The following is a 25,658-nucleotide window of genomic DNA, read 5'->3' as shown; positions in this document are numbered from 1 at the left end:
TTCATTCAAAATATAAAAGCCCCGATAACAGATTGATATCGGGGCTTGATACATTAAATTATTTATTTAACTTAATGAATTACCATGCTTTTTGCAAAATTGCACGAAGATCTTCTAAATTTGCTTCTTTTGGATTGTAGATGATTGAGCCATCATTCAATGCTTTTTCAGCAACTTCATCTAATTGAGCTTCAGTCACTTTACCTGTTTCACGTAAAGTACGAGGAAGTTTAGTCAGCGAGAATAAACGATCACGCATGGTTAAGATTGTTGCAATGGCTTTATCTGCACGTAAGTTTGCAGGCGTTTGTGCATAAATATCTGCACCAGCAAGTGGCAATAATAATTCACCAATCTTGGCGCCATTGACTTCTTTGTTGTATTCAAGCACATATGGCAAGAATAAGTTCATGCAAAGACCATGGGGTAGGTGAGCAACAGCACCTAAGGCATGACCGAGTGAGTGTACCAAGCCCACCATTGAGTTCGAGAATGCAATCCCAGCCATTGTTGATGCTTGAGCAAGTTCTAAGCGACCTTGGGCATCACTTGGGTTGTCTAAAACTTTAAATAAGTTTTCACTAATTTTCTTGATACCCGCGCTTGCATAAGCATCGCTTAAAGGATTCGCTGCTAAGCAGGTATAAGCTTCAACACAGTGAGTTAGTGCATCCATACCTGTCATTGCGGTTAGGTGTGGTGGCAATGTTTGTGTCATGCGCGGATCAAGAATTGCAGCATGTGGCATGAGGTAGTAAGAAGCAAATGCAAGTTTGACATTTTTTTGCGTATCAGAAACGACAGCAACCATTGTTGCTTCAGAACCTGTACCAGAGGTTGTCGGAATAACGAAGAATGGTTTTAATGGTTTTGGTAGGTTATGCGCACCTGAGTATTGCAATAAATCATCGCCACCTTCTGAAACTAAAATATTAGTTGCTTTCGATGTATCAATAACCGAACCACCGCCAATCGCAATAATCGCATCACATTTTTTTTCGCGATATAGTTGTGCTGCTGCGCGTACTACTTCTAAGCTTGAATCGGGTGGGACGTCATCAAAAATTGCACCAATTACAGCATCTGTGGTGCTAAAAGCAGCTTCAATTGGGCTGAGTAGACCATTTGCACGTACGCCTTTATCGGTAATGATCATTGGGCGTTTTGCGCCTAGAGTCGCAAGTTCAAAAGGGATGTGCTCTAACGCGGCGTTACCAGCAATTACTTTTACAGGACAGAAAAATTCGTAATAAGGCTTAGCCATGTTATGCGCTCCGTTTGAAGTATGATTGTGCGACTTTGAGGTAGATATTTTTTGCGCCAGTGAATTTTTCTTTGAATGTTAATTCAGCTGGATAGCGTTTCACAGCAAGTGAGGCAATCAATTTAGGTAGAATTAACGCTTCCATTTTATTCAAACAACGCACTAAGCGAATGGCGCTTGACACATCACCATCAGCAATCATACGGTCATTGGCAAATGCTTGAGCGGTACTTTCTTGGAAAGAAAATACCAGAAAAGCATGAGTTAAATGTTTGAAGGTAATTGTTAAATCAGGTTTGCCTTTATAGTTGGATAAAAGCTCTAATTGTTTTTCTTCGGTCACTCGTGCAATAAATGCAGGACCATTTGGGAAAACATTCATTGAAAGTACAAAGCCAACTGGAAATTTAGAGACTTCCTGTTGTACTTCTTCATCCACTTGGCTTGCCATTACTAAACCACGACCGACGACATCCATCATGAGTTTTACGTAGGCAAATTGCAAAGTGGGCTTCACTGCTTTGGTCGAAATCACTCGCGTATCCCTTGTTAAAATTATGCAAAAGCAAATTTAGAGTAATTACTCTAATTTATTTCTTTGGAATTTAAAAGTAGTTTATTCAGATTTGACTACAAGGTCATGAAAGAAATTCGTATTTTGTAAATAGATAATAAAATCATGACAAAGTTGCTCAAAGCTTGGGTAATCTTCAAGCAAGTCTTGCAAGCGTACCATTTCTAAACCTGCGTATCCACAAGGATTAATGGTTTGAAAACCACTTAGGTCACAATCAATATTTAAGGCTAAACCGTGGTAACTACGACCACGGCGAATTTTAAAGCCTAGAGAGCCAATTTTTCGCCCATCGACATAGACCCCTGGTGCATCAGGCTTAGCGTAAGCCTCGATATTGTATTGTTTGAGTAGATCGATCATGACCTGCTCAGCAAAGCTGACTAATGTACGGACATGCCATTTTAGACGGTTTAGATCAATCAAAAAATATGCGACCAGTTGCCCCTTGCCATGCCAAGTGACCTGTCCCCCGCGATCAGTATGGACAACAGGGAGGTTGCTGTGCATCAGGATATGTTCAGCTTTACCTGCTTGCCCTTGAGTCAAAACATCTTGATGTTGTAATAACCAAACTTCATCGGGTGTGGTTTCATCGCGATTGGTTGTGAAGTCTTTCATTGCTTCAAAACGAGCTGTGTAGTCTTGTAGATCATTGAAACAACGAACGATTAAGGAGGGAGTATTAACTTGAGGGCTTAAAATATCCATAGGAATAGATAGATTCATTTGATTCTAGATTATTGTATTTAAAATGGGCATTAAAAGATATTTTTTTGTTTCGAAATAGATTCTCATAACTCTATAAAAGCTATGAAATTCTATTTCAAAAAAAATTTATGAATTTATTCGTAATATTCTTCATTAGAATATTGAGTATCAGGCTCGTGTTGTTGACCATTAAAGCCAATTTTCCCACTATCTACCTGTGGTTTAATAAATGCATAAAATAGCGTGTCCGAAAGAAGTGTAGTAAGTTTGTCTGAGTTGGTAATTGTTGCAAAAATTTTATCACCTTTATCAGAAGGTTGTAAAATATAGTCCAATGTGATTTTTACTTTACTTTGAGTAAAATCAAGTTCTAATTTTTGTGCTTGATCTTCTGTATTTGACGTATTTGCAATATTACGGACACTGTCAGATTTTTTAATAATGTCTGATGGAATTGTGGTTGTTAAATCAATTGCACATACTGTTTTAGGGCTATCTGGATCAATATGATTGGTACGACTATCCATTAAATTAAACTGGATAGATTTAGCTGATACTTGAAGTTTACTTGTATCTACATCTTCCAAAAGATTTTTCTTGATTAAATCTTTTAATCCTATATCAAGTTTTTTCTCTAATTGTTCTTGTAGGTTTTTCTGTAGTAATACAATAGCATTAGGATCATCACATTTAAGATGCTTTTGACCCGTAAATGAACATCCGTGTAGTATAGGGAGGCCAAAAAGGCAGCTAAGTAATACGAGTTTTTTCATAAAAAATTCCAATATTTTAAATGTAAGGGGAAATAGCTTAATAATTAGAATCAAGTTGATAAATAGCTTGTTTTAATTGATCCACTCGAGAGTTTGTCATTTCTGTTTCACAGTTAAGGGTAGTGATTTCTTCTTCACCATATTCGGCATTATTACCTTGTAGTTTGCATTCGAGTTCACGTTTTTTTAACCATGTTTTTTGGCTATCTAATAATTGACTACGAATCTCTTTGGTTGTTGCATTCCAAACTAAATTAAGATTCGCGTTTGCGGCATCAATTTGTTGTTGAGCTTCGTTTATACGTAATTGTGCATATTCAGTTTCAGCCTGTGCTTGTGCTTGAGCCGCTTCTGCTTCTGCTTGTTCAGCTTGCTGTTTGGCACTTTGTTTAGCAGTTCTAGTGAGAGAGTCAATAGTGATTTTTGCAACAAAATTTGAAATAAGATTCTGATTTTCTAAAGAGACATAGATTTTCTTTGCGTCATCTGTTGGTTGAACTGAATATTCTAATTCGTGTTTTAATTGGTTTAATTCGAATTTAAGATCATCTAAAACAGCCTGCTGTGCAATATCTGTTTCGTCTGATAGCTTTCGACTTTCATTTGCAGCATCTATAACCTGTGATGGGATCTTAATATCTAATTCAGCCACACAAAATTCTTTTTTACTATTAGGGTCTGAGTTATTAGTTCTGACATCATTAACTGTAATATCAAATTGTTTAATTGTACTTCTGACTTTTCCCATATCTAGGGTTATATTTTGAGTATTGATAAGTGTTTTAACTTGTTCTGATGTTAATTGATCAATATCTTTATTTATAAGTTCGATGACTAGTTTACGAGTATCATCGCTATTACATTTAGCAGAATTAAAAGATAATTTTTCACAACCAACTAGAAAAGACGTTGAAATAATACAGAATAGAAGGGTTATTTGTTGCACTTATTGTTACTCCTAGTAATATACTACTTATAGTAACAAAAACATTAAAAATTGTCGCTGATTAAAATTATTTGTATATTGTGAAAAATATAGGGATATCTTGTATATCCCTATATTGTATTAAAGCGCCGTCTTAATTAAAGGGCAGGCTGCAAGATCAGCATATAGCGCATGAACTTGTTCCAATTCTTCGAAGCGTAATTGTGCGGTCAAAGAATGGTATTTACCTGTACGTGAAGGTTGTACTTTTACTGTACCACCATCGAATTCAGGGAAGTGCTTCTGCAAAATATCAACAACAGCCACTCGAAGTTCATCCCCAGCATCACCAATCAATTTGATTGGATAGTCCATTGGGAAAACCCAAAGATGTTCTTGTAATTCACGAGAAGGAGTGCGGTCTAACATGAGCAACCTCTTAATTTGAAACGCCTGCATCAGTGCAGGCGCTTATGATCTAATAACTAGATGGGGATGGAATGTTTAATTTCAAGTTTTGAACGGTGGCTCTCACCATCACTCAAAACTTCCCATCAATTAGTCATTTTCCAAGAATGAACGTAAGTGTTCAGAGCGAGAAGGGTGGCGAAGTTTACGTAACGCTTTCGCTTCAATCTGACGGATACGTTCACGTGTTACGTCAAACTGTTTACCCACTTCTTCTAAAGTATGGTCGGTTGGCATATCGATACCAAAACGCATTTTTAACACTTTAGCTTCACGTTCTGTTAAATTTTCAAGCACTTCACGAGTCGCTTCTTTTAAACCTTCTGAGGTCGCAGCATCGACTGGAGATGTGATGTTTGAGTCCTCAATGAAGTCACCAAGATGCGAATCTTCATCATCACCGATCGGTGTTTCCATCGAAATCGGTTCTTTTGCGATTTTAAGTACTTTACGAACTTTAACCTCGTCCATTTCAAGACGTTCACCTAATTCTTCAGGTGTCGGTTCACGTCCCATCTCTTGAAGAAGTTGACGTGATACACGATTGATCTTGTTAATCGTTTCAATCATGTGGACTGGAATACGAATAGTACGCGCTTGATCGGCAATCGAACGTGTAATCGCCTGACGAATCCACCAAGTTGCATAGGTCGAGAATTTATAACCACGACGATATTCAAACTTGTCTACAGCCTTCATCAAACCAATGTTACCTTCTTGAATTAAATCAAGGAATTGTAAGCCACGGTTGGTATATTTCTTCGCAATTGAAATAACCAAACGTAAGTTTGCTTCAACCATTTCTTTCTTGGCACGACGTGCTTTTGCTTCACCAACTGCCATACGCTTAGAGATATCTTTGATATCTTTTACGTTCAAACCAAGGTCTTTCTCAATATCGGCAATCTTCTGTTGGAATGCCAATACGTCAGGACGCACTTTTTCTAAATGTGCTTTGGTTTCAGCAGGGGCTTTCGCGATTTGTTCATCTAACCAAGCTGGATTTGACTCTTGTTCAGGGAACGTTGTACGGAATTGATTACGATCCATACGACCACGACGCACTGCATAACGCATGATTTCACGTTCATTGGTACGAATTTGTTCATGTGTGCCGCGAATCATTTCTGAAATGATGTCAAATAAACGTGGTGTGAATTTAAACATCATAAAGACAGCAGCTAAAGCTTCTAGTGCAGCTTTTGCTTCGTCACTATTACGACCATGTTTTGCTACAATTGCTTTTGTATCATTCCAAGCAGCTTCTAGTTCAGAAAAACGAACTTTGGCAATTTCAGGGTCAGGTCCAGATTCACCTTCAGAATCATCATCACCTTCAGATTCTTCGTCTTCGTCATCATCGTCAAGTTTTACATCTTTTGTCGCAGGTGAAGCACTTTCAGCTTCTTCAAGTTCTGCTTCTTCTTCCAGTACTTCTGGAATGTCATCATCAGTTTCTGGGTCTAAGTAGCCAGAAAGAATATCGGCAAGACGACGCTCACCTGTTAAAAAGTCATTATATTCTTGTAAAACGACTTCAACAGCATTTGGCCAATAAGCAATTGAATGTAAAACGTCACGAATACCTTCTTCGATACGTTTTGCAATGCTAATTTCGCCTTCACGCGTTAAAAGTTCAACTGTCCCCATTTCACGCATGTACATACGTACAGGGTCAGTGGTACGACCAGGCTCACTTTCAACCGATGCTAATACGGCAGCAGCTTCTTCTTCAGCGACTTCGTCTGCAGCTTCAGTAGACTCACCAAACATGGTGTCATCAGTTTCTGGTGCACGTTCATGCACTGGAATACCAACGTCTTGAAGCATCTGGATGATGTCTTCAATCTGCTCACTTTCCGTAATTGAGTCTGGTAGATGATCGTTAACCTCAGCGTAAGTTAAGTAACCTTGTTCTTTGCCTCGGCTAATCAGAGCCGCTACTTGCGAAGTAGGGGAATTCATATCGCTCATCTTTGCTTACTCTTTTGTTGAATCTGTGGCGGTGAAAAACCGTGCATGATAGCACAATTCACGAGGAATGTTTTGGATTTGATCCGCTCGCTTTAAATAAAAAATAGGTTGGATTGAACTGTAGTTTCTTAAATATGGGGGTGTGTCATAATTTTTCAAGCAGAGAATTCCTATTCAAGAATTTTTTCATTTTTACAATTGTTAGAATATAAATACACAAAAAAAACGATGAAAAAAAGTACAAAACACCATTTTATAGTGAAAAAATCAAATAAAACTTGACAAGGTTGGATAAGACCGATAAATAGCGGCTAGACCCATTTATATTTTTTCATTTAGAGGTACTGTTAGTGTCTTCTACAGATTTCGAATTAGATGATGATAACTACGGTGAGGATGATGTTGGTTTTGATGAGTCATCAGGCAAAATCAGTGCCAAAGAATCATTAGAAAAGCGCCGTTTGATTGATGATCTACTCGCTCAACGCCGTTTAGAACGAGAATTAAAAGATTTCGATTATGATTTCGACGACGATGATTTGGATGACTAAAGTGAAGCGAAATTGCTAAGACTTTATGTTTGAAAATGTTATGCTGTTGCCGATGTATTTAAAATTTGGATCATAAAATGAGCACATTAGATTTAGACTTATTGAGTAATTTTCTTGACGGTGATCAAAATGAGCACGGTTTAGATTTTGCAGCGACTCATGGCTTTTTGTGTGCTATCGCGGTTGGTCCAAAATTTGATCGTTGGTTGGATGAGCTTTTTGAGAGTAACCAAAAGAAAGTTCCTAGTGAAATCATTGAACAAATCAAAGCTTGGTTAGAGTCTATTCGTCAAGATTTAGCCAATGAAAACGGAATTGAATTCCCTTTTGAAATTGAAGAAGCAGATGTTGATTCAAGTTTAGGTGATTGGAGCGTTGGTTTTGTTGATGCAATGTTCTTGAATGAAGAGGCATGGTTTGCTCCAGAGTTTGAAGAACAATTGGTTGATTTAACTTTACCAATTATGGTGTTTAGTGGCATTGATGAAGAAGATCCTCAAATGGAGTCTTTCCGTCGTAATGGTCAATTGATGGATGAATTAGCGGAAGAAATTCCTGATAATTTGAACGAAATTTATCTCATGTACCATACGCCTGCGTGATGCTACATCTTATGTAGTTACAAAAGTAATGCATAATTTGACACCAAATTAAATATTAAACGTCCTTTAGAGGACGTTTTTTATATCTCGTTTGGGAGTTAAGGTTTCTGTGATTGAGGAAGCATCAAGTCGAGATCACTTTCAATCCTTTGATATGCGTCTGCACTATTTAGTTTATTTGTGGTGATTTACTCAGAGACCAAGCATTTTCATGGGCGATTACTTTACCCTTAAGATTCTCTGTTATCGTTTCCAATAATTTAATTTGGTAATGCGTTGCATAATGCTGAGTTAATTCATGTTCAGGAACGGAAAACGGCGGTCCTTGAAGTAGGTTTTGATCATATTCAAGGCTAATTAATAGCTGAGGTGCTTGTTTTGTAATGTCTAATAAATGTTGTGTATATTGGCTTCGCATTTGTGGTGGAAGAGCGATTAGAGCAGCTCGATCATAAACAGCATCTATATCCCCAAGTTGTTGTGCTGTTAATTGAAAAAAATCACCAACGAATAATTCAATTTGAGGATGTTGATAGTGAGTCAATTCACCTGATTCCGTCTCTTTAAAACTTAACTCTAAATTTGAAATAAGATCTTGGATTGCAATAGGGCTAAGATCAATACCAACTATTTGATAACCCTGATTTATTAGCCAGCTTATATCTAAACTTTTACCACAAAGTGGAACAAAAATACGAGCATGAGGCTTTAAATCTAATGATCTAAAATATTGGGTGAGTAGGGCGTGAGGTTGGTCTTGATGAAAACCAATATTATTGTTTTGCCATTTGTCATGCCAAAAATCATGTTGCATTATTTGAACCTCAGTATTCATTTAAATAGAGTTGAAAATGTCATCTAGTATTTTTTTGATAAATAGAATTTCTTGATTAAGAACCAAAGTACGTATGCTATTGCAATAGCTAAAATAATAGTACCAATACGTTGTGTAATAGCACTCATCAATGCTGGATTTTCACTAAAATGATAACCAACATAGGCAAGTAGCGTGGTCCAAAGAATTGTACCTGCAGTACTGTAAGCCATGAACTTACTAAAAGGCATTTTGCTCATACCTGCTGGGATACTAATTAAAGAGCGAAGTGCAGGTACTATACGACCAAAAAATACAATCCTATGTCCATATTTTTCAAACCAAGTGAGTGATTTTTCAAGATCAGCAACACTAATACGGAGGTATTTTCCGTAGCGTTCGACAAGAGTAAAAAGGTGGTGTTGCGGAATCTTTCTACCCATCCAATACAGTAATGCCGCGGCTAGAAGTGAGCCGATACTACCAGCAATAATCACTCCGATTAAAGTCAGTTCACCTTTTGCCGCAGTATAGCCTGCGGATGGCATAATGATTTCGGATGGAATCGGTGGGAAAATATTATCAAGAAACATTAAAAATGCGATACCCAAGTATCCTAGTTTCTCCATGATGGATAATACCCAGTCTTCCAGTGCCATAGCGCCTAAATGTGATTTGTGAGTTAGGGGGTAGAATAATCGTTGTCTAAATAACTCTCAATAATGTATTGGTTAATAATCTTGATGATTAAAATAAAAAAAGCCTTAGTTTGAGCTAAGGCTTTTTATTAAATGTTTATACTTATTTATAGACGCTTGCGTTTTGCCGCTGCAATTTGTGACTGACGCATACGGAAGCCAGCTTTTTGTTTATCCGTAGTTTTATCAATACAGTAAACACAAGACACACCGTGTTCATAGCTTGGTAATTCAGCTTCAACCCTAGTAAGTGGCCATCCACAAGCGTGACACTTAATATTTTCACCTTCTTCAACGCCGTGAGTCACCGCCGTACGACCATCAAATACGAAGCATTCACCTTCCCACATACTTTCTTCGGCAGGGGTTTCTTCTAGATATTTTAAAATACCGCCTTTGAGGTGATAAACTTCATTAAAGCCTTCTTGTAGAAGTAGAGACGTTGATTTCTCGCAACGAATACCGCCTGTACAGAACATCGCAATTTTTTTGTCTTTATGTTGTTCAAGGTTTTGTTTTACATATTCAGGAAATTCACGGAAACTTTCAGTTTTCGGATCAATCGCGCCTTTAAATGTACCAGCTTTGTATTCATAGTCATTACGCGTGTCGATCAAGATCACATCATCACGACTAATTAAATCGTTCCATTCTTTAGGATCAAGATAGTGGCCAACCAAATCACGTGGTTTAACTTCAACACCTAAAGTGACAATTTCATTTTTAAGTTTAATTTTCATTTTACGGAATGGTTTTTCAGAGCTTTCAGACTCTTTATATTCCATTGCATTAAACCCTTCGTTTAAAAGGAATTGATGAACGGTATCAATCGCGGTACGGTCGCCAGCAACAGTTCCATTAATTCCTTCAGACGCTACAATCAGAGTTCCACATAAATTGATGCTCTTCACTAAGTTCAAAAGACGTTGTTGCAGGTCAGCTGCATCTGAAACTTCTTTAAATTGATATAGTGCCGCAACAACCCAATTATTGGTCGCTTGCTGTTCTACAGGTGCAAGCTGTTCTACAGTAGCGTTCATGGATAACTCCAAATGTATTAAGATAGAAAAATAAGGCGCACATTTTAGCGCGAAATCTGAAAATAAGCGAGAAAACCATAAAAAAAATATGGTTTTAAAGGAGTTGGTTTTGAGTAACGATCGTCGAATTCCATCATTGACCCCTTGTGCGGGACGTTGCTCAACGGTATTTGGTGATTTAGTTTGTCGTGGTTGTCGCCGTTTCAATCATGAAGTGATTCAATGGAATACTTATACGCCAGAGCAAAGGCTCATGGTGTGGAAGCGCTTAGATGCGCAGCTGAATCAAATTTTGGTGCCTTTACTACCTCACGCCAATCTTCAACATATTGAAGGTTTTATTCACAGTAAACATATTCGTGTCTTAGAGACAGCCACTACAGGGCGGAAGTTGTATCATGCTTTGAAAATTTGCGAGAAGAATAAGCATTTGGCACATGATAGTGGGCTAGGCATTACAGATTCACAGGTTAAACCCATTTGGGATGAGTTTGAGCGTCGTGTGTTGGCTTTGGCAAAGGCGAGTTATGAGTTAGCATGGTTGCGTGCAGATGGAATTAGTAATAATTTACTGCGTGCATTAGAAGAAGATGAAATTTAAATATTTTTCTTCTGAATACTCAATCTGTAAATAATGATTTCAGCGATTAATAGATTGATCGTCCAGCCTAACCATGCTTCAAGCTGATAAATGTGGATTGGTGTAAGCCAATCCCAATAGGGTTGAATTTGGTAAAGTGCAAGTTTCCATGTTCTTAAGCTTAATGCAGATAAGGCTAAAGCAAAACTTCGAATCATCCAGTTACGATGTGCAATCCATTTTTTTTCAAAAGCATAATAAAGTGCAAATAGGGTACTTGTTCCCCATAATAATCCTAGAATCACAAAGCAAATTTGGGTACTAAAACCGCCATTTGCTGAGATTGCAAGAATGAAGCCGCTAGGCAAGGCGGCTCCAAGTGTTGCAACAATATAAAGCCAGCCTGCACAGCGATGCAAACGTGGTGTGTTATTACGAATTGAATGTGAGAATTGGGTAAAACCTGCCAATAATACCAAGCTGCTAGTGATAACATGAGTTTGAAATGCAAAGCGCCAAGGCTGAGTGTGTACGACATCTTGCTTAAGAACTAAAAAATTGGTGCTATCCGACCAAGGGAAATAATTCAGGCAGATTTTAAGCATTAACCAAGATAGATAGCCAAAAACTAATATGATGATCAATTGAGAGAATCGGTTGAGTATTTTCCACATAAATATTGATCACTGATATGCTGTGCAAGCAAAATAATTGAAATAGTTTTTTTAGATGAGAGCATTAAAATGAATAAGCCTAAACAATTATTAATTGCGATTGCTATTTTATCAAGCACTACGCTGACTTTAGCACAATCCCCTCAAATAGCACCTTCATGGACAGGGTTATATAACGATGAGCAAAAAATTTCTTTGTTCATGCAGCAAAAAGGCAGTGATATTACAGGTTATAGTCTGTTAAATGGTAAGCAACTAAATTTTAAAGGGAAAATTCAGCAAACTGACTTGAATCACACTTTGACTTTAAATGAAATTGGACAGGGGGTAAGTGTTGGTCAGTTTATTTTAGAATATAAGGGTAATACTTCACCGATTGAAGCTCAGTGGTTGTCTACAACGAAAACGGTGAAACCGAAATTTTTTAGTTTAAATGCGCAGCAATGTAAATATGCAAAAGGGCAAGGTGAATTTCCTGATGCTTCTGTGCGTTTGTTGAAAGATGCTGATTTACAAGTGCCTCTAGGGCAGTTGCAATATATGCGTAATGAAATTTATGCACGTCATGGTTATGCTTTTCAGAACAAAAATTGGGCAACTACATTTTCGCAATATGATTGGTATATGCCTTGCTATACCAATGTGGATACACGTCTAACTCAAATTGAAAAAGAAAATATAAAGCGTATTAAAATGGTCGAACCATATGCAAAAGATGTAGATTGGGGGCGTTAATTCATTTCGATGAATACTGTTTCTAATAAAAAAGCTGCCATTTGGCAGCTTTTTTAACATTAATTTTAAAAATAAAATTAACGTTGGATGTCGCGTTGAGTCGAGCCTGTGTAAAGCTGACGTGGACGACCGATCTTGTAAGGACCGCTGTGCATTTCTAACCAGTGGCTGATCCAACCAACTGTACGTGCAAGCGCGAAGATTACAGTAAACATTTCTGTTGGGATACCAATCGCTTTTAAGATGATACCTGAATAGAAGTCTACGTTTGGATATAAGTTACGCTTGATGAAGTATTCATCAGAAAGCGCAATTCTTTCAAGTTCCATTGCAAGAGCAAGTTGTGGATCTTGGATACCTAAAGCTTCAAGTACTTCGTCACAAGTTTGTTTCATGACTTTCGCACGTGGATCGAAGTTTTTGTAAACACGGTGACCGAAGCCCATGAGTTTAACTTCTTTGCTCTTCACTTTTTCCATGAATTCAGCAACGTTTTCTACGCTACCAATTTCATCTAACATTTTAAGTACAGCTTCGTTTGCACCACCGTGAGCAGGTCCCCAAAGTGCAGAGATACCAGCAGAGATACATGCATATGGGTTCGCACCAGTAGAACCAGCAAGACGAACTGTAGACGTAGATGCATTTTGCTCGTGGTCAGCATGAAGCGTAAAGATACGATCCATTGCACGTGCAAGAACAGGATTTACTTTGTAGTCACGATCAGCAGGAGTTGCAAACATCATGTGCAAGAAGTTTTCTGCATAACCTAAGTCATTACGTGGGTAAATGAATGGTTGACCTACAGTGTACTTATAGCTCCACGCTGCAAGCGTAGGGATTTTCGCGATTAAGCGAATTGCAGTAATTTCACGATGGTTAACATCTTCGATGTCTAAACCGTTGTGATAAAACGCAGATAATGCACCTACTACACCAACCATAATTGCCATAGGGTGAGCATCACGACGGAAGCCATTGAAGAAACGGCTTACTTGGTCATGTACCATAGTGTGGTTGCGAACTTTAGCATCAAATTCTGCTTTCTGTTCAGCATTTGGAAGCTCGCCATTTAATAATAAGTAGCAAGTTTCTAAATAGTCTGCTTGAGTCGCTAATTGATCAATCGGATAGCCACGGTGTAATAACACACCTTTGTCACCATCAATGAATGTGATCTTAGATTCGCAAGCAGCTGTCGCCATAAAACCAGGATCGAAAGTAAAATGACCAGATGCCAATACATCTTTAACGTCAATTACATCTGGGCCCAATGTACCGCTGTAAATTGGTAATTCAATTTCTTTGCCATCAAGCTGTAATACGGCTTTTTTGCCAGTTGCTGCAGACATTCAAAGATCTCCTGTCCTGGTGAATGATTATCTGACTCGAAATCCTAATCTTGTCGTATGCGAATCAGACGGTGTCAAAATTTGCTATAAGATTAGTGGCTACTAAAATTTTGTCAATTATACTTAGGGATAAAAAATAACGTTATTGCAGTCAATTAGTCATTCAGTATCAAAGAAAAAATTGAGTAAAATCACAGCATCGGTCGAGTATAATATGTCAAATCAGGTTTGAGGTGCATAAAAAAAATGAAGCACCAGTACAATTGTAAGTAAATTTTTATCCGAGTTATATTTTGGTGCTTAAAAAATAAATACTTACCACAATTCAAAAGCCTATATATCTCAGGGTTTAGAATTAACTATCCATTAAAAAATAGATTAAAAGTTTTATATATTGAGTCATAATTGATTCATTGTGGTGCGATTAACTGTATAAAAAATAGCTTATTTTTTGTGAGCATCTGGTATGAGGAAACAGATTATTGATCCCTGATATTTAATATATAAATGAGGGGTATTATTTTCGCCTATATTTAAGATTGTAGTTTTTGATTAATTTTTAGACATTTAGCGGAGTATTATTGAAATATATTAGAAATAATTTTGACAAAAAATTTAGTAAACTAAAAAATAATAACTCATGTTTTATTTTTATATAACAGTAATATATTGGGTTCTATTGCGGTTTCCAGCGCAGCTTATATACGCATTAAATGTGAATGATTCTTATTTCATTGAATTTTCGACTAAAGCGAAAACTGATTGTTTGTATTTTGATATTTCACGTTTTATAATTCGTTGTCGTTATATAGGTTAGGCGTGCATTATGCTTGCCTGACTATGCCAGCTTTCCTTTGAATTAATTCAAACAAACTCCGGATGGAGTTTCTACCTACAGGATGCCCGCTGTGAAAAGCAACAGACCTGTCAATTTGTCCATGGGTCAGGTGTTAGCGGTAAATTTACGCTCACCCGTGGCTATTGCATCAATTCTACACCGTTTATCAGGTGTAATCGTTTTCTTATTAGTCGCTGTTCTTTTATGGATTTTGGATAAATCTTTATCTTCACCAGAAGGATTTGACTACGTTAAAAATGTCGTTTTCGGAAATATCTGTGTACGTTTCATCGTATGGGTATTTGTAGCTGGCTTAATTTTTCACTTCATTGCTGGGGTAAAGCATTTACTTGCTGACCTTGGTTTTGCTGAGGAACTTCAAAGCGGTCGTATTGCAGCTACTATTTCATTGATCTTGTCTGCGATCGGTATTCTCGCGGCATTTGTATGGATTATGTTCTGATGAAAAGTGCTACAGGTTTAACAGGTTCAGGTTCTCGCGATTGGTATATCCAGCGTGTTAGTGCTGTGGTTTTAGCTGCCTATACTGTGGTGATGTTCGGTTGGATCTTGTGTAATAGCGGATTTGGTTACGAACAGTGGGCTGGCTTTATGTTGACTCTACCAATGAAGATTTTCTCTTTATTGGCCGTATTGTCACTTGTTGCTCATGCTTGGATTGGTATGTGGCAAGTCTTTACTGATTATGTAACGACTCGTCAAATGGGGCCTTCGGCTTCAGGTTTACGCCTTGTATTGACTTCTGCTGTCATTATTTCAGTGTTTGTGTACGCAATCTGGGGTATCCAGATTTTCTGGGCAAATTGATAGGAATAGAACATGGCGATTATCTCTAAAGAAAATTATTCGAATATTCAGACCTTATCATTTGACGCTGTGATCGTTGGTGGTGGTGGTTCAGGTATGCGTGCTTCTTACCAACTTGCTCAAGCTGGTTTAAAAGTTGCTGTATTGACCAAAGTATTCCCAACACGTTCGCACACAGTTGCTGCCCAAGGTGGTATCGGTGCGTCGTTAGGTAACATGCAAGAAGATAACTGGCATTATCACTTCTATGACACGGTTAAAGGTTCTGACTGGTTAGGCGATCAGGACGCAATCGAGTTTATGACCCGTGAAGCGCCAAAAGTTGTTTACGAGCTTGAACACTTAGGTATGCCGTTTGACCGTAACGAAGATGGTACGATTTATCAACGTCCATTTGGTGGTCACTCAGCAAACTATGGTGAAAAAGCAGTTCCACGTGCGTGTGCTGCTGCTGACCGTACAGGTCATGCGCTACTTCATACTTTGTATCAAAGCAACGTAAAAATGGGTACTCAGTTTTACGTTGAATGGATTGCTTTGGACTTGATCCGTAACGAAGCGGGTGATGTTCTTGGTGTAACCGCAATTGATCAAGAAACAGGTAATATTGCAGTATTCCAAGCAAAAGCGACTCTATTTGCTACGGGTGGTGCTGGTCGTGTTTACCGTGCATCTACCAATGCGTATATCAATACGGGTGATGGTCTTGGTATGGCTGCTCGTGCAGGTATTCCATTACAAGATATGGAATTCTGGCAATTCCACCCAACGGGTGTTGCAGGCGCAGGCGTATTGTTAACTGAAGGTTGTCGTGGTGAAGGTGGTATCCTTCGTAACAAAGACGGCGAACCATTCATGGAACGTTATGCACCAACTTTAAAAGACTTGGCACCACGTGACTTCGTATCACGTTCTATGGACCAAGAAATTAAAGAAGGTCGTGGTTGTGGTCCTAAGGCGGATTATATCTTGTTAGATATGACGCATTTGGGTGCTGAAACGATTATGAAACGTCTACCATCTGTATTTGAGATTGGTAAGAAGTTCGCAAACGTTGACTGTACGAAAGAGCCAATTCCAGTTGTACCTACGATCCATTATCAAATGGGTGGTATTCCTACGAATATTCATGGTCAAGTGGTTGTGCCTCATGGTGTGGAAGAGGGTGAATTCTCTGCGCATTATGATAAAGACACGAAAGAATATACCTATAAAGGTACGCGCGATTACGTAAAACCTGTGAAAGGTTTCTATGCAATTGGCGAATGTTCTTGTGTATCAGTACATGGTGCAAACCGTTTAGGTACTAACTCATTGCTTGACCTTGTAGTATTTGGTAAAGCTGCTGGTGAACACATCATTGATTACGTGACTAAACATCACGGTGATGATTACCAACCGCTTCCAACTGATGTATTAGCAAATACTTTAGGGCGTATTCGTAAGTTAGATGATTCAACCACGGGTGAGAATGCACAAGAAGTTGCTGATGCAATCCGTGACATCGTACAAGATCACGCAGGTGTATTCCGTACTCAGGCGTTGCTTGACAAGGGCGTAAAAGAAATTCTTGCGATTGAACCACGTGTTCGTAATATTCATTTGAAAGATAAATCTAAAGTATTTAACACTGCACGTGTTGAAGCATTAGAAGTTGAAAACTTATATGAAGTTGCGAAAGCGACTTTGATTTCTGCTGCTGCACGTAAAGAATGTCGTGGTGCACATACAGTTGTTGACTATGAGTTAGCACCTGATCATCCAACTTATTCTTACGGTCGTCGTGATGATGAATGGATGAAGCATACTTTATGGTATTCATCAGACAACCGTCTTGAATATAAGCCGGTACGTTTCAGCCCATTAACGGTTGAAGCAATTGAACCTAAGCCACGTACATTCTAATCGGGAGAACAAAGATGAGTAGAGGCACTCGTACATTCGAAATCTACCGCTATGATCCTGATAAGGATAAAGCGCCGTACATGCAAACTTTCAAACTTGAGTTAACCGATAAGCACCGTATGTTGCTTGACGCGTTACTTGCGTTGAAAGTGCAAGATGAGTCATTAACATTCCGTCGCTCTTGCCGTGAAGGTATTTGTGGTTCTGATGGTGTGAACATCAATGGTAAAAATGGTTTAGCGTGCTTGTGGAACTTGAACGATTTACCAGAGAAGATTGTGATTCGTCCTTTACCTGGCTTACCAGTGGTAAAAGATTTGGTTGTAGATATGAATCAATTCTACGATCAATATGACAAAATCCAACCGTTCTTGATTAACAATCAGCCAGCGCCAGCGAAAGAGCGTTTACAGTCTCAAGCAGAACGTGAACACTTGGATGGTCTGTATGAATGTATTCTTTGTGCATGTTGTTCAACATCATGCCCATCATTTTGGTGGAACCCTGATAAGTTCCTCGGACCATCTGCATTGTTAAATGCATATCGCTTTATCATTGACTCTCGTGATACGGCAACACAAGAGCGTTTGGCTCGTTTAGACGACCCATTCTCTTTGTTCCGTTGCAAAGGGATCATGAACTGTGTGTCTGTATGTCCTAAAGGTTTAAACCCGACGAAGGCAATTGGTCACATTCGTAATATGTTGTTAGACCAAGCTGGTTAATACAGTTTTCTGATATGTGAAAAGGGAGCTTTTAAAAGCTCCCTTTTTTATTTTGGTTAAATAGTTTTCTATGTTGGTGGGCTTGCAAGGTTTATTATCGAGTTCTTAAAAAATATTATTGAGTCTTGAAAATTTATAAATTTTGAGCTTAAGAAAAATGAGTTGGATTAATAAGAAAAATGAATGATCTATTTTTAGGCGCTCTGCATAATGTTTGTGCAAGAATTGTAGAAAATCTTTAACTTTGGTCGATAAAGGTGCAACTATTATAAAAAGGGGGGTATATTAGAATATAATTAAGAATGTGTATTTCGCTGCTTTATAGATGGTATGTGTCAAAAAAATCAATTCGTACATGAGAACATGGTACGATTTCCGCCACGACCTGAAGCAAAAAATAAGCATATTCCTGATGTTATATCACTCTAATGCTTACCAATTGTATGGATATAGTTTGGGTTAAAGTCAATTTAGAAAAGTTAATATTTTTGTTAATTTTTCTAAAATGGTTTGCAAAAAATTGCTCGATTTCATCGAGTATAAGGATGAGTTATGTGCTTTGAATTGAAAGTGCATAGCTCATTTATTACATCAAAAGGAATACTCCTGATGTGTAGTGATAATGTCTCAAGGTTGGATGATCTTGAGTAGTAGTGTCATGTTACCAATTTGATACTATGAATCATGGGTGTGCTTAAAAGGCAACCTGTATTATTTTTTGCAATAGGAAATGGGTCCAAAAATGCAAGAAGTTGCTGACGCACTGCGTCTTGACACTGAACTTTCCGCTGATAGTGCAGCGTATATTGAAGAGCTTTACGAACAGTACCTAACTTCTCCAACCTCAGTGTCAGAGGATTGGCGTGAATATTTCGATAAATACCCTAAAGGTGATCAACCACACGGTAGTGTGCGCGAGCAATTCCTCCTTTTGGGTCGTAATTCAAACCGAGTTCAACCTGTTGTACAAAGCACTGTAAGTACAGAACATGAGCGTCGTCAAATTGGTGTATTACAACTGATTGCTGCTTATCGTAACCGTGGTCATCAAAAAGCCAAACTTGATCCATTAGGTCTTGCGAAACGCGAAGAAGTTCCAGATCTTGATTTATCTGCACACGGTTTAACTAAATCTGATTTAGATACTGTATTTAATACAGGTAACCTCGCGATTGGCAAAGCAGAAGCGACATTGTCTGAAATGGTTGAATCCATGGAAGCAATTTACTGCTCTTCAATCGGTGCAGAATACATGCATATCGTTGATACAAAAGAAAAACGTTGGATTCAACAACGTTTGGAAGGTGCTCGCGGTAAATTCAATTACACCAATGATCAGAAAAAAGGTTTCTTGGAGCGTTTAACCGCTGCGGAAGGCTTAGAGAAATATCTTGGTAATAAATTCGTTGGTGCGAAACGTTTTGGTGTAGAAGGCGGTGAGTCTTTTATTCCAATGATGAATGAAATCATTCAACGTGCAGGCAGTGTTGGTTGTAAAGAAGTTGTGATTGGTATGCCACACCGTGGTCGTCTCAACCTTCTTGTGAACATCATGGGTAAAAACCCAGCGGATCTTTTTGGTGAATTTGAAGGCAAGAGCCTACATAAAAAAGGTTCTGGTGACGTTAAGTATCACCAAGGTTTCTCTTCAAACGTAATGACTCCGGGTGGCGAAGTTCACTTAGCATTGGCGTTTAACCCATCACACTTAGAGATTGTTGGTCCTGTAGTAGAAGGTTCGGTTCGTGCACGTCAAGTTCGTCGTAAAGATATTGGCGGCGATGACGTTCTTCCAGTGATTGTACATGGTGATGCTGCATTTGCGGGTCAAGGTGTAAACCAAGAAACCTTCCAAATGTCACAAACACGTGGTTACACAGTGGGCGGTACCGTTCACATCGTGATCAATAACCAAGTGGGCTTCACAACTTCTGATCCGCGTGATACACGTTCTACAGAGTATTGTACTGACGTTGCGAAGATGATTCAGGCGCCGATTTTCCATGTGAATGGTGATGATCCTGAAGCTGTGATTTTCGTAACTCAGCTTGCACATGATTTCCGTCATACTTTCCGTAAAGACGTGATCTTAGACTTGTTCTGCTACCGTCGTCGTGGTCATAACGAAGCAGATGAACCATCTGCAACTCAGCCTTTGATGTATCAAGTGATCAACAAGAAAGCGACAACACGTACCTTGTATGCAGATCAATTGGTTCAAGAAAAAGTACTTGACCGTGCTAGTGCAGATGCAATGGTGGAAGGTTATCGTTCTGATTTAGAAGCAGGTAATCACGTTGCAAATGCTTTGGTGACTGAACCAAACAAAAAGATGTTTGTAGATTGGTCGCCATATTTAGGTCATGAATACACAGATATTTGGGATACAACTTTTAGCATCGATCGTCTAAAAGAACTAGGTTTGAAAATGAATACATTACCAGAGGGTTTTGTATTACAACGTCAAGTTCAGAAAGTGATCGAAGATCGCGTGAAGATGCAAACAGGTGAAATGCCACTGAACTGGGGTGCTGCTGAAACTTTAGCTTATGCATCTTTGCTTGACGATGGCTTCCTTGTGCGTATCACGGGTGAAGATGTGGGTCGTGGTACATTCTCGCACCGCCATGCCAAATTACATAACCAAGTCGATGGTTCGGTTTATATTCCACTTTGTCATATAAAAGAAAATCAGCCACGTACTGCGGTCTATGACTCTTTGTTGTCAGAAGAAGCAGTGCTTGCATTTGAATATGGCTATTCAACGACATTGCCAAAAAGCTTAATCGTTTGGGAAGCACAATTTGGTGACTTCGCAAACTGTGCGCAAGTTGTTATTGACCAATTTATCGCTTCGGGTGAAACCAAGTGGGAGCGTGTGTGTGGCCTAACAATGTTGTTACCACACGGTTATGAAGGCCAAGGTCCAGAGCATTCATCTGCGCGATTAGAACGTTTCTTACAGCTTTGTGCTGAAGACAATATGCAAGTGATGACACCGACAACACCAGCGCAGATTTTCCATGCATTGCGTCGTCAAGCGGTTCGTCCGATTCGTAAGCCAATGATCGTAATGTCACCAAAATCATTACTTCGTCATAAACTTGCGACTTCAACTTTAGATGAATTAGCAAACGGTTCATTCCAAACCGTGATTGATGAAGTTGATCAAATCAATAAAGCTGATGTGACTCGTTTAGTTCTTTGTGGTGGTAAGGTTTATTACGATTTACTCGAAAAACGTCGTGAGCTTGGTCTAAACCATATTGCGATCGTTCGTATCGAACAATTGTATCCATACCCAGAACAACGCTTAGCTGAGGTTATGGCTCAGTATCCAAACATTCAAGAGCTTGTTTGGGCACAAGAAGAGCCGAAGAACCAAGGTGCTTGGTTATTTATCGTTCCTCGTTTATATGAAGACGTTCTTAAATCAGGTAAACAAATTCGTATTAGCTATGCTGGTCGTGACGCATCTGCCGCACCTGCTTGTGGCTCGCCATACTTGCATGCAAAACAACAAGCTCAGCTTATCAATGACGCACTTGCGATTGAAGTTGAACAATCAGGAGATTCTAAATAATGGCAACCGAAATTAAAGCACCGGTATTTCCAGAGTCAGTTGCTGACGGTACGATCGCAACTTGGCACAAGAAAGTAGGTGAACCTGTATCACGTGATGAAGTGATCTGTGACATTGAAACCGATAAAGTTGTTTTAGAAGTGGTTGCTCCAGCTGATGGTAGCTTAGTTGCAATCATCAAAGGTGAAGGCGATACAGTTCTTTCTGACGAAGTGATTGCTCAATTCGAAGCTGGTGTTGTTGCTGCCGCTGCTCCTGAAGCTGCTGCACCAGCCGCAGCTGCTCCAGTTGCATCTGCGCCAGCAGCTGCATCAACTCAAGCAGTTGATCAAAACCAAGCGCCTGCAGTTCGTAAAGCATTATCTGAAACTGGTATCAATGCTGCTGATGTACAAGGTACAGGCCGTGGTGGTCGCATCACTAAAGAAGATGTTGCTAGCCATCAAGCTAAACCTGCTGCATCAGTTCAACCATTAAGCGTTGCTGTCGGCGAGCGTATCGAGAAACGTGTTCCAATGACACGTTTACGTAAGCGTGTTGCTGAGCGTTTATTGGCAGCTACACAACAAACTGCAATGTTAACAACGTTCAACGAAGTTAACATGAAGCCAATCATGGAAATGCGTAAGCAATATAAAGATGCTTTCGAAAAACGTCATGGTGCGCGTTTAGGCTTTATGTCTTTCTTCGTTAAAGCGGCAACTGAAGCATTAAAACGCTACCCAGCTGTAAACGCATCTATTGATGGTGATGATATTGTTTATCACGGTTTCTATGACATCGGTGTAGCAGTTTCTTCTGACCGTGGTTTAGTTGTACCAATTCTTCGTGATACAGATCGTATGAACTACGCTGAAGTTGAAAACGGTATTGGGGCTTATGCTGCTAAAGCGCGTGAAGGTAAATTGTCGATTGAAGAAATGTCTGGCGGTACGTTCACGATTACTAATGGTGGTACTTTCGGTTCATTGTTATCTACACCGATTTTAAATACACCACAAACGGCAATTTTGGGTATGCACAAAATCCAAGAACGTCCTATGGCGGTAAATGGTCAAGTTGAAATCTTGCCAATGATGTACTTAGCACTTTCTTATGACCACCGTTTAATCGATGGTAAAGAAGCTGTAGGTTTCTTGGTAACAATTAAAGAATTGTTAGAAGAACCAGCTAAACTCATTCTTGATCTTTAACATATTTAAATCCCCCTAAATCCCCCTTTGATAAAGGGGGACTACCAGTCACGGTATTTCTCCTCTTTGCAAAGAGAGGGTTAGGGGGAGATTTAAGGAATAGAAAAATGTCTCAACAGTTTGATCTTGTTGTCATTGGCGGTGGACCTGGTGGTTATGAAGCAGCGATTCGTGCAGCTCAACTTGGTTTCAAAGTCGCTTGTATCGAAAAACGTATTCACAACGGTAAGCCATCTTTGGGTGGTACATGTTTAAATGTGGGTTGTATCCCTTCTAAAGCATTGCTTGATTCTTCTCACCGTTACGAAGCAACAATTCATGAGCTTGCTGAACACGGGATCACGACAGGTGAAGTTAAATTTGATTTAGACACTTTGTTGGCACGTAAAGACAAAGTTGTAGATCAATTGACGGGTGGTGTTGCTCAATTACTTAAAGGTAATGGTATCGAGTGGTTACAAGGTACTGGTAAATTACTCGCAGGTAAAAAAGTAGAATTCACACCGTTTGAAGGTGATGTACAGGTTTTAGAACCAAAGTACGTCATCCTTGCGACTGGTTCTGTACCTGTAAATATTCCAGTAGCACCTGTTGATGAAGACTTAATTGTTGATTCTACTGGTGCATTAAAATTCCCAGAAGTTCCTAAACGTCTTGGTGTGATTGGTGCAGGTGTTATCGGTTTAGAACTTGGTTCGGTATGGCGTCGTCTTGGATCAGAAGTTGTTGTGTTTGAAGCATTAGATGCATTCTTACCAATGGCAGACAAAGCATTGGCGAAGGAATATCAAAAAATCTTGAAGAAACAAGGTTTAGAGATCCGTATCGGTGCAAAAGTTTCTGGTAGTGAAATTAATGGTCGTGAAGTGACTGTTAAATACAACCAAGCTGGTGAAGACAAAGAACAAGTTTTTGACAAGTTAATCGTTTGTGTAGGCCGTAAAGCGTATGCAGAAGGTTTATTGGCAGAAGATTCTGGCATTAAATTGACTGAACGTGGTTTGGTTGATGTAAATGATCAATGCCAAACATCTGTAGAAGGTGTTTACGCAATTGGTGACTTAGTACGCGGTCCAATGCTTGCACATAAAGCAATGGAAGAGGGCGTAATGGCTGTTGAACGTATACACGGTCATGCTGCTCAAGTGAACTATGACACCATCATCAGCGTTATTTACACACACCCAGAAGCTGCTTGGGTTGGTTTAACTGAAGAACAAGCTGCTGAAAAAGGTCACGAAGTTAAAGCAGGTCAATTCCCATTTGCGGTGAATGGTCGTGCGTTGGCTGCTGGTGATACTGCTGGTTTTGTGAAGTTCGTTGCTGATGCAAAAACTGACCGTTTATTAGGTATGCACGTTGTGGGTCCAAATGCATCTGATATCGTACATCAAGGTATGATCGCACTTGAATTTGTATCTTCAATTGAAGACCTACAATTAATGACTTTTGGTCATCCAACATTCTCAGAAGTTGTCCATGAAGCCGCGCTTGCTGTTGATGGTCGTGCCATCCACGCGATTCAACGTAAACGTAAATAACAAAATAAGTGTGGTTCGCCACACTTTTTAATTAATGATGGTTGATATAAGAACCATCATTTAATATAACTTATAACAGTCTATAATTAATAATATTTCTAGACTATATGAATGACACTATAAACAACATGGTAGGTAACTGAATGAACTTACATGAATATCAAGCTAAAGCATTATTGAAAAAATATGGTATGCCAGTACAGGAAGGTATCTTGGCAACAAATGCAGATGAAGCCGTTGCTGCGTTTGAACAGCTTGGTGGTAAATTTGCTGTAATGAAAGCACAAGTTCATGCTGGTGGTCGTGGTAAGGCTGGCGGTGTAAAAGTTGCGAAATCAAAAGAAGATGTTATCGAATTTGCAAACAATATTATTGGTACGCGTCTTGTAACATATCAAACAGATGCAAATGGTCAGCCAGTAAATAGTATTATTGTTGCTGAAGATGTTTATCCCGTTGAACGTGAGTTGTATTTAGGTGCAGTGGTAGATCGTTCTAGTCGTCGTATTACGTTCATGGCTTCTACCGAAGGTGGCGTAGAAATCGAGAAGGTTGCAGAAGAAACACCTGAAAAAATTATTAAAGTTGAAGTTGATCCGTTAGTTGGTTTACAACCCTTCCAAGCACGTGAAGTTGCATTTGCATTAGCATTAAAAGATAAACAAGTTGGTCAGTTTGTGAAAATCATGACGGCTGCTTATGACGCTTTCGTCGAAAATGATTTTGCTTTATTTGAAATTAACCCACTTTCTGTTCGTGAGAATGGCGAAATCTTATGTGTTGATGCCAAAGTAGGGATCGACTCGAATGCGCTATACCGTTTACCTGAAGTTGCAGCGTTACGTGATAAATCTCAAGAGAACGAGCGTGAATTAAAAGCATCTGAATTTGATCTTAACTATGTTGCTCTAGAAGGTAACATTGGTTGTATGGTGAATGGTGCTGGTCTTGCAATGGCAACGATGGACATCATCAAACTTTATGGTGGTCAGCCTGCAAACTTCCTAGATGTTGGAGGCGGTGCAACCAAAGAGCGTGTAATTGAAGCGTTCAAAATCATCCTTGCGGATACGTCTGTACAAGGTGTTTTAATCAATATCTTTGGTGGTATCGTACGTTGTGACATGATTGCTGAAGCAATTATTGCAGCGGTTCAAGAAGTAAACGTTACTGTGCCTGTTGTTGTTCGCTTAGAAGGTAACAACGCTGAGTTAGGTGCGAAGTTACTTGATGAATCTGGTTTGAAATTAATTTCTGCGAATGGTTTATCTGATGCCGCAGAAAAAGTTGTAGCTGCAGTGAAAGCTTAA

24 protein-coding genes are annotated in these 25,658 nt (G+C 39.1%); 12 read left to right on the top strand and 12 right to left on the bottom strand.

The genetic code is table 11. The annotated features are described in order from the left end of the window. Nucleotides 1-79 precede the first annotated feature (79 nt). The 7 genes from O1450_RS11315 to rpoD form a co-directional block, all read right to left on the bottom strand. Nucleotides 80-1,264: an iron-containing alcohol dehydrogenase gene (locus O1450_RS11315; protein ID WP_269228494.1), complete on the bottom strand. Its 1,185-nt coding sequence runs from the start codon at nt 1,262-1,264 to the stop codon at nt 80-82. 1 nt (nt 1,265) lies between these two features. After that, nucleotides 1,266-1,799: a hypothetical protein gene (locus tag O1450_RS11310; RefSeq protein ID WP_269228493.1), complete on the bottom strand. Its 534-nt coding sequence runs from the start codon at nt 1,797-1,799 to the stop codon at nt 1,266-1,268. 81 nt (nt 1,800-1,880) lie between these two features. After that, entirely contained in the window at nt 1,881-2,549 is a 669-nt protein-coding gene (gene lipB, locus O1450_RS11305) for a lipoyl(octanoyl) transferase LipB (protein WP_269230464.1), read from the bottom strand. Between the two features lie 134 nt (nt 2,550-2,683). Further along, nucleotides 2,684-3,322 (bottom strand): hypothetical protein, encoded by a 639-nt coding sequence (locus tag O1450_RS11300; protein WP_269228492.1) that lies wholly within the window; start codon nt 3,320-3,322, stop codon nt 2,684-2,686. A gap of 37 nt (nt 3,323-3,359) precedes the next feature. After that, nucleotides 3,360-4,268, bottom strand: a complete 909-nt coding sequence (locus O1450_RS11295; RefSeq protein WP_269228491.1) for a lysozyme inhibitor LprI family protein — start codon at nt 4,266-4,268, stop codon at nt 3,360-3,362. Between the two features lie 120 nt (nt 4,269-4,388). Beyond that, a complete protein-coding gene (locus O1450_RS11290; RefSeq protein WP_005269633.1) occupies nt 4,389-4,676 on the bottom strand; it encodes a YbeD family protein in 288 nt (95 codons plus the stop codon). Nucleotides 4,677-4,805: 129 nt separating this feature from the next. Next, nucleotides 4,806-6,689 carry an RNA polymerase sigma factor RpoD gene (gene rpoD / locus O1450_RS11285; RefSeq protein WP_004664471.1) on the bottom strand — a complete coding sequence of 628 codons (1,884 nt, stop codon included), beginning with the start codon at nt 6,687-6,689 and terminating at the stop codon, nt 4,806-4,808. 350 nt (nt 6,690-7,039) lie between these two features. Here rpoD and O1450_RS11280 point away from each other — a divergent pair, with 350 nt between their 5' ends. Together O1450_RS11280 and O1450_RS11275 are read left to right on the top strand one after the other, a co-directional pair. Continuing rightward, a complete protein-coding gene (locus O1450_RS11280) occupies nt 7,040-7,240 on the top strand; it encodes a PA3496 family putative envelope integrity protein (protein WP_004664469.1) in 201 nt (66 codons plus the stop codon). A 77-nt stretch (nt 7,241-7,317) separates the two neighbouring features. Further along, on the top strand, nt 7,318-7,842 hold the full coding sequence (locus O1450_RS11275; RefSeq protein ID WP_005161776.1) for a YecA/YgfB family protein: 525 nt from the start codon (nt 7,318-7,320) through the stop codon (nt 7,840-7,842). A gap of 169 nt (nt 7,843-8,011) precedes the next feature. On the opposite strand, the gene tmpT is transcribed toward O1450_RS11275, so the two are convergent. The 3 genes from tmpT to trhO all read right to left on the bottom strand — a co-directional run bounded on the left by tmpT (nt 8,012) and on the right by trhO (nt 10,394). Continuing rightward, nucleotides 8,012-8,656 (bottom strand): thiopurine S-methyltransferase, encoded by a 645-nt coding sequence (gene tmpT / locus O1450_RS11270; RefSeq protein WP_269228490.1) that lies wholly within the window; start codon nt 8,654-8,656, stop codon nt 8,012-8,014. Between the two features lie 44 nt (nt 8,657-8,700). Further along, nucleotides 8,701-9,315 carry a DedA family protein gene (locus O1450_RS11265; protein ID WP_269228489.1) on the bottom strand — a complete coding sequence of 205 codons (615 nt, stop codon included), beginning with the start codon at nt 9,313-9,315 and terminating at the stop codon, nt 8,701-8,703. A 146-nt stretch (nt 9,316-9,461) separates the two neighbouring features. Next, the gene (trhO, locus tag O1450_RS11260) at nt 9,462-10,394 is read right to left on the bottom strand and encodes an oxygen-dependent tRNA uridine(34) hydroxylase TrhO (RefSeq protein WP_269228488.1); all 933 of its coding nucleotides are present in this window, start codon (nt 10,392-10,394) and stop codon (nt 9,462-9,464) included. A 109-nt stretch (nt 10,395-10,503) separates the two neighbouring features. Here trhO and O1450_RS11255 point away from each other — a divergent pair, with 109 nt between their 5' ends. Then, nucleotides 10,504-10,995: a DUF1289 domain-containing protein gene (locus O1450_RS11255; RefSeq protein ID WP_269228487.1), complete on the top strand. Its 492-nt coding sequence runs from the start codon at nt 10,504-10,506 to the stop codon at nt 10,993-10,995. On the opposite strand, the gene O1450_RS11250 is transcribed toward O1450_RS11255, so the two are convergent. Then, complete coding sequence (locus O1450_RS11250; protein WP_269228486.1) at nt 10,992-11,648, bottom strand: DUF2306 domain-containing protein; 657 nt, start codon at nt 11,646-11,648, stop codon at nt 10,992-10,994. The genes O1450_RS11255 and O1450_RS11250 overlap by 4 nt on opposite strands. A 69-nt stretch (nt 11,649-11,717) precedes the next feature. Here O1450_RS11250 and O1450_RS11245 point away from each other — a divergent pair, with 69 nt between their 5' ends. Next, nucleotides 11,718-12,383, top strand: a complete 666-nt coding sequence (locus O1450_RS11245; protein ID WP_269228485.1) for a YARHG domain-containing protein — start codon at nt 11,718-11,720, stop codon at nt 12,381-12,383. A 77-nt stretch (nt 12,384-12,460) separates the two neighbouring features. On the opposite strand, the gene gltA is transcribed toward O1450_RS11245, so the two are convergent. Continuing rightward, entirely contained in the window at nt 12,461-13,735 is a 1,275-nt protein-coding gene (gene gltA / locus O1450_RS11240) for a citrate synthase (protein ID WP_269228484.1), read from the bottom strand. Between the two features lie 899 nt (nt 13,736-14,634). Here gltA and sdhC point away from each other — a divergent pair. From sdhC to sucC, 8 genes are all read left to right on the top strand, one after another. Next, on the top strand, nt 14,635-15,036 hold the full coding sequence (gene sdhC / locus O1450_RS11235) for a succinate dehydrogenase, cytochrome b556 subunit (protein ID WP_018676974.1): 402 nt from the start codon (nt 14,635-14,637) through the stop codon (nt 15,034-15,036). Next, a complete protein-coding gene (gene sdhD / locus O1450_RS11230) occupies nt 15,036-15,401 on the top strand; it encodes a succinate dehydrogenase, hydrophobic membrane anchor protein (protein ID WP_004908359.1) in 366 nt (121 codons plus the stop codon). Before sdhC ends, sdhD begins: the two co-directional genes overlap by 1 nt. 12 nt (nt 15,402-15,413) lie before the next feature. Further along, nucleotides 15,414-17,306 carry a succinate dehydrogenase flavoprotein subunit gene (sdhA, locus tag O1450_RS11225; RefSeq protein ID WP_269228483.1) on the top strand — a complete coding sequence of 631 codons (1,893 nt, stop codon included), beginning with the start codon at nt 15,414-15,416 and terminating at the stop codon, nt 17,304-17,306. Nucleotides 17,307-17,320: 14 nt separating this feature from the next. Next, the gene (locus tag O1450_RS11220) at nt 17,321-18,031 is read left to right on the top strand and encodes a succinate dehydrogenase iron-sulfur subunit (protein WP_004664446.1); all 711 of its coding nucleotides are present in this window, start codon (nt 17,321-17,323) and stop codon (nt 18,029-18,031) included. 742 nt (nt 18,032-18,773) lie between these two features. Then, complete coding sequence (locus O1450_RS11205) at nt 18,774-21,614, top strand: 2-oxoglutarate dehydrogenase E1 component (protein WP_269228482.1); 2,841 nt, start codon at nt 18,774-18,776, stop codon at nt 21,612-21,614. Next, nucleotides 21,614-22,807, top strand: a complete 1,194-nt coding sequence (gene odhB / locus O1450_RS11200) for a 2-oxoglutarate dehydrogenase complex dihydrolipoyllysine-residue succinyltransferase (protein ID WP_269228481.1) — start codon at nt 21,614-21,616, stop codon at nt 22,805-22,807. Before O1450_RS11205 ends, odhB begins: the two co-directional genes overlap by 1 nt. Nucleotides 22,808-22,914: 107 nt before the next feature. After that, nucleotides 22,915-24,348, top strand: coding sequence for a dihydrolipoyl dehydrogenase (gene lpdA / locus O1450_RS11195; RefSeq protein WP_269228480.1), 1,434 nt, complete (start codon nt 22,915-22,917; stop codon nt 24,346-24,348). Between the two features lie 143 nt (nt 24,349-24,491). Then, the gene (sucC, locus tag O1450_RS11190) at nt 24,492-25,658 is read left to right on the top strand and encodes an ADP-forming succinate--CoA ligase subunit beta (RefSeq protein WP_269228479.1); all 1,167 of its coding nucleotides are present in this window, start codon (nt 24,492-24,494) and stop codon (nt 25,656-25,658) included.

Source organism: Acinetobacter sp. TR11 (genome assembly GCF_027105035.1).
GTDB lineage: Bacteria > Pseudomonadota > Gammaproteobacteria > Pseudomonadales > Moraxellaceae > Acinetobacter.
This window is presented reverse-complemented; position numbering and strand designations above follow the sequence as displayed.